Source organism: Bacillus sp. K2I17 (genome assembly GCF_002209985.1).
GTDB classification, from domain to species: domain Bacteria; phylum Bacillota; class Bacilli; order Bacillales; family Bacillaceae_G; genus Bacillus_A; species Bacillus_A wiedmannii.
Genome location: NZ_NJGF01000090.1, coordinates 1 through 4,139 on the forward strand (window position 1 = coordinate 1; position 4,139 = coordinate 4,139).

Annotated in this window: 7 protein-coding genes; 1 reads left to right on the top strand and 6 read right to left on the bottom strand. The window is 31.0% G+C overall.

Annotated elements, in window-relative coordinates:
* Positions 1–95 precede the first annotated feature (95 nt).
* Positions 96–401, bottom strand: coding sequence for a hypothetical protein (locus CER22_RS30580; protein ID WP_088610458.1), 306 nt, complete (start codon positions 399–401; stop codon positions 96–98).
* A gap of 369 nt (positions 402–770) precedes the next feature.
* Positions 771–1,013, bottom strand: coding sequence for a hypothetical protein (locus tag CER22_RS30585; protein WP_088610459.1), 243 nt, complete (start codon positions 1,011–1,013; stop codon positions 771–773).
* A gap of 217 nt (positions 1,014–1,230) precedes the next feature.
* Here CER22_RS30585 and CER22_RS30590 point away from each other — a divergent pair, with 217 nt between their 5' ends.
* A complete protein-coding gene (locus CER22_RS30590; RefSeq protein WP_080029753.1) occupies positions 1,231–1,341 on the top strand; it encodes a YjcZ family sporulation protein in 111 nt (36 codons plus the stop codon).
* Between the two features lie 423 nt (positions 1,342–1,764).
* Here the strand turns inward: CER22_RS30590 and CER22_RS30595 are convergent, their stop codons facing one another.
* The 4 genes from CER22_RS30595 to CER22_RS30610 all read right to left on the bottom strand — a co-directional run.
* The gene (locus CER22_RS30595) at positions 1,765–2,043 is read right to left on the bottom strand and encodes an ArsR/SmtB family transcription factor (protein WP_088610463.1); all 279 of its coding nucleotides are present in this window, start codon (positions 2,041–2,043) and stop codon (positions 1,765–1,767) included.
* 641 nt (positions 2,044–2,684) lie between these two features.
* The gene (locus CER22_RS30600) at positions 2,685–3,308 is read right to left on the bottom strand and encodes a hypothetical protein (protein ID WP_088610460.1); all 624 of its coding nucleotides are present in this window, start codon (positions 3,306–3,308) and stop codon (positions 2,685–2,687) included.
* A gap of 15 nt (positions 3,309–3,323) precedes the next feature.
* The gene (locus CER22_RS30605; RefSeq protein WP_088610461.1) at positions 3,324–3,848 is read right to left on the bottom strand and encodes a hypothetical protein; all 525 of its coding nucleotides are present in this window, start codon (positions 3,846–3,848) and stop codon (positions 3,324–3,326) included.
* 98 nt (positions 3,849–3,946) lie between these two features.
* On the bottom strand, positions 3,947–4,139 hold a 193-nt coding region (locus CER22_RS30610; protein ID WP_256943774.1), incomplete at its 5' end, for a hypothetical protein.

Sequence of the window (4,139 nt, forward strand, 5' to 3'; positions counted from 1 at the left end):
AAATATAGAACTCAGGTTGCTTAGTTGTGTTTTTTGAATACTGTCTACTTGACAGGGGTCACTTCAGGAAGTGTCTTTCTTTTAAAATAAACATACTATTGAATCCAACCTTCATACTTAGCAATATATGTCCCACCATCAGCATGTGTCCATCTGATTTCTTTTAAATACCAATATACTGTCCCGCCACAAGCTTTTTCAGTAAAAGTATTATCAAAAATCTTGTTAGAATTTTTCACTTCTCTTACATACTTACCGTTTTCTTTTGGATAGCATCCTGCTAATTGTTTTACAGAACTTGGTGTATTAGATCCATTTTCTGTACTTGCTGAAGCTGCTCCAATCCCCCCAGTGAATGCAATACCTGTTGCTAAAGCTCCAACTACTAATTTCTTGAACATAATAAATCCCCCTTAATATTTTTTATAACCTGCACCTTAAATGTATCACTTTTGTTATTTTTGTAAATATTTTGAATTTGTAGAAATATTTATTTAAATCTTGTCAATATTGTTAATATACTTTATCAAATGGAGAATAGAGGGATTTATAATGATATGTAATAATGCATGTTCATTCAACAAAAAATCGTGATAAAATCTAACTACCTGTTCTATTTTTTTCAATTAAAATGGAAACCTTACTTCTTGTTTGTATAAACTCCTTTCTCACACTAGCTCTAAAAGGGCAGCATAAAAAAAGAAAAGCGCTTAAGGAGATCTTTCAATAGAATTTCATTACTCTGTAACATTATAAAATTAGTACCTCACTTAAGAAGTTTTAAAGGACAAACTTGTTAAAGACGTTCCAACACCTAAGTCTTCATTTAATGTAATTGAGAAACAAGCTACTAATGGTAATATAATAGCAATTGAGCCATCAGGATTAATTACTATACTTGGACTAGATCCGCATTCTTCCCCATCACTTACAACTGATTCTACCCCACCACCAGGAGTAATCGTAACTTTAAGACACACATCGATACAAATATCATTTACAGTCAATGCCATTAATAATCCCCCTCCCTAAAGCAATTTATACTAAAATATGTAGTAAAAAGGGCTAATGACACAGGAAATTCCAAAAAAGGTTCCTTAATTTACCTTTTCTTTATTTTCAAAAGGACCTGCTCAATTCATTCTTAAATACATAAGGTAAAGTGAACCCATTAAATTAGATGAAATGAACCCTAGTTTTCCTCTCTTATCTAAAGGAGGAACTATTGTTATGGGATATGGTGGTAGTTGCAGCGAAGGCTGCGGTTTTGCTGGAGGATTTGCTTTATTAGTTGTATTATTTATTTTGTTGATTATTATTGGCTGCAGTTGCTTCTGCTAAAAAACTATTGGTAAAGGCACCTTAAGGTGTCTTTTCTCTTGTGCATTATATCCATTACAAGCTCATTAATTTTTTATTTATGTTTAATATAATCTCTGTAGTAGTATTACAGTAATACCTTGTGTATATAATAAAAAGAAGAGATGCGCTAACATCCCTTCTAATACCTACTACCTTCAGGGTAGTGGTATATCATTTATTTTTTACGAATTCCATCCCTATTCTTCCAAATTGAAAGAAGGGATTACCAATCGCCCTCACAATATACAGTTACCTTTATTCTTTCATATTAGTACAATCTCACCAATATAAAATAACCCACCTATTTACCAAGGTAAACTATATGTGATTTTGCACTTGTACTTGTATACGATTAAATCTTAACAAAACTTTAAGTATCATTTATATATAAAGTAATTAAAATTAACTTAATAGTCCTAAAACCTTAATAATCTCAATTGTTTTACCATCTTTTATTCTAAAATAAAGCCTTTTCCCCATACGTTCACTAATTACAATATTTCCAGAAGTTAATTTACGAAAATGTTGTACAATCAAATCTTCCGTAATTTTTGTTTTCTTACTTAGATCAGAAACTGACAAAGATCCATATGTAATCAATTTACAAACCATTGATAATCGAGTAGGATTCCCTAATAACTCTAAAACTTTTATATTTTCTGTATAGAAACTAAAATCCAAATAAAAAGCCCTTAGCAAATCTCCCAACCTCCTAAAATAAGACAGATAACAACCAGAATATTTTAACATAAAAACAGTACAAACAACCCTGAATTATACCGATTGTCCATTGAGAAAAATAATATTCGGATGAAATTCCAATACATATTTTTAAAGTTAAAGTGGTGCTAGTTAAAGGAAGGCACCTTAGTGTGTTTTTTCAATGAAAAACATCTACAAAAAAACGGTCTAAATCTAGACCATTTTTATCTTTTAATTACTTAAATTCGAATGTAATTCCGTTATATTTTCTCTCTCGATCTGCATCATCTGCTATCAGCCAAATTAATTGTTCCTTATGACCTTTAGCCACTAACCATTTCAAGTTCTTTTAAACTATTACATATGTTTGTACCATGCTTTGTTAATTCGCTTAAACTCCATAGGTTTTGAAGTTTTAGACTTTTCCCTTAGTGTACCCATATTATTAGAACATCCTACAATATTTAGACAGAATGTAGTCAATAAACACAATAGTATTAAATTCTTCAAATAGCCACTTCTAACTCTCTTTCGTATAAAGGATATGCCAATACAAACAGCATATTAATAAGTTTCCCTACAATAACTGAACTACTTAGTTTTTTCTTCTATCTTTTTATTTATCTTAAAATAATCCATTCATAGCTTGCCCACTCTTTTGGTTTCTTATCGTACTTGATACGACCAGTGGTACAGAATGAAGCAATCATCCATTGTACACGGTTCATCTTTGCATACGGATCAATACAATCCTCTATTTTTTTCAATTGATAACCTGTACTATTTTTCTGCCAAATTGTATATAAAAGAAGATGTGTTGTTGTAACAAGCCTAGCCTTTGTTGTAACTTGCCACTTTGAAATTTTTGTTAAATCTTCTTTTACTTTTCTTTCATACACTTGTTTTACTACTTTATAACCATTCTCCTTATTGATAAGTCCATTTGAAAGTGCAAAAGGCATTTGATGCACCTCATAGACTGTTCCTACTTCATCTCCTAAAATATCTGATTCTACCAAAAATATATTTTTTAGTTTTAACTGTTCTGTTAATTCTTTTCCATTCCGATAAAATGATTTTTTTATCTTCTGTAGTAAGATAACCTGTACAATTAATCCAACCAATAAAGGATATACTAATACGAACAACATATTAATAAACATGTTTAGAATAAGAACCCCTATAAGCGCAAATATTGTAAAGTAAATATATTTTTCTCTTTGATGAATAATTCTACTGTTCAAACCACGACCTCCGTTTTAATATATTGTAAACGCAACATAAACTAGTGCCCCTAATAAAATAGAACATGCTCCCGGAAAGCTCTGTATAAGCTGTATTTCTTTCTTAGGTAATTTTGCACCAAATATAGAAGCAGCATGCTCTAATTGGTCTTTAATTGCTCCTATAAACCCTAAAATCTTAATTAACCGATACACACTAGCAATCCAAAAGAATAGTAAATGGAACGCTGTTAGTGTAATTGCAGTAAACACAGCCGATTCTTCTACTACATTGCTAACATATAAAGCTACCACCACAAGCATTTTTGTATCACCAGGTGAAGAAAATTTAAAGGTCTCTAACAATAGACCACATGCTAAGGCCATGCCTAGCACAATCGCAATCTCTTTCCCTGTTCTTATTCCAGCAAAATACGTGATTCCTATCCCAAAAATTAAGAATAGTAGATGCCATACATTCTTCGTTTTTCTATATTTCAAATCAGTAAATACATTTAGGATCATGTAACTTAGTAGTAACCCTATAATATATAAAAACACTCTCTTCACTCCTTTTCTGAATCTACATACAATATGTTTTCTAAAAAAGGGAACTACTTCTAGTAGTAGTCCCCCTATGTTTACTATTAAATTTATATTTAATTCCAAGAATCTACATCTGCATTTTTTGATGCTTTTGTGAATCGAGCTAGAATTGTATCATAGCCACCTTGAATTGCTTTCCATACAAATGGCCCAATCACTAATACGATAATTACCGCCAAGGCGATTAACATACCGTTTTCTGATGATAACTGTGAATCTTCATTCTTTAACCAATTGTTCATTTTT